Source organism: Rhodoferax sp. ZS1R8, assembly GCF_056521325.1.
Genome location: NZ_JBWMBA010000085.1, coordinates 1 through 986 on the forward strand (window position 1 = coordinate 1; position 986 = coordinate 986).

The following is a 986-nucleotide window of genomic DNA, read 5'->3' on the forward strand; positions in this document are numbered from 1 at the left end:
GTGAATGAGATCTCGCTGGCCTATAACCTGGGCGACCCCGCGGCTGCGCGCAAGACCATGCAGATGGGCAAGCTCAAAACCACCAAGTGGATTCTGAAATTTGACATCCTCAAGGCTGAACAGATTGCCGAGAACAAGAAAGGTTTTGATGGGCGCGCAGTTGGCGGCTTGTTGTCCATCTTTGGCGGTGGGAGCATGGCTGGCGCTGCAGCCGGCACCGTGGCAGGCTCCGTGCAGACTGCCGACAGCACCGGTGTGTGGCTGATTGGCATGCGTTACAAAATCATGGACGCCAACACGACGGAACAGGTTGCCCAGGGCTACAAAGACCTGAAGATGGAAGTGGGCGCAACGGGTACCAGCGTGATGGGCGTTTCGGAATCCGCCAAAGGCGGCGTGGGCTTGGACACCATGGTGCAGCGCCTGGTCCAAACCCTGGTGTGGGACATCGACGCCAAACATAAATGAGCACACTCACTCAACTCGGCAAATACGCCATCCGCCGCGAGCTTGGCAAGGGGGCGATGGGCATCGTCTATGAGGGCTTCGACCCGGTCATCGAACGCACCGTCGCCATCAAGACCATCTTGCCGCAGCAGCTCAATGCGGACGAGGCCGCGCAAGTGCTGGCCCGCTTCAAGCGCGAGGCGCAGGCCGCTGGCCGTTTGAACCACCCCGGCATCGTGGCGGTTTACGACTATGGTGAAGTGGTGGTCGATGAAGACCACACCATGGTGGCCGGCGAGGTGGCAGACAAAGCCCGACAACGCGTGGCCTTTATCGCGATGGAATTTGTCAAGGGCAAAGAGCTGCGCGAGTTCTTTGAGGCCAACGAACGTTTTGCCCTCAAGGACGTGGAGCGCCTGATGGGCGAGATTCTGGACGCGCTGGCCCACGCCCATGCCAACGGCGTCGTGCACCGCGACATGAAGCCCGCCAACCTGATCGTGCTGGCCAACGGCAAGGTCAAGGTGGCCGACTTCGGT

Annotated in this window: 2 protein-coding genes; both read left to right on the forward strand. The window is 60.4% G+C overall.

Going from position 1 to position 986, the window contains the following annotated elements; translation table 11 throughout:
* Positions 1-468 (forward strand): hypothetical protein (locus tag AC097P_RS23975; protein WP_479612933.1); only part of this gene is annotated, 468 nt, incomplete at its 5' end.
* On the forward strand, positions 465-986 hold a 522-nt coding region (locus AC097P_RS23980), incomplete at its 3' end, for a serine/threonine-protein kinase (RefSeq protein ID WP_479612934.1). The genes AC097P_RS23975 and AC097P_RS23980, both read left to right, overlap by 4 nt.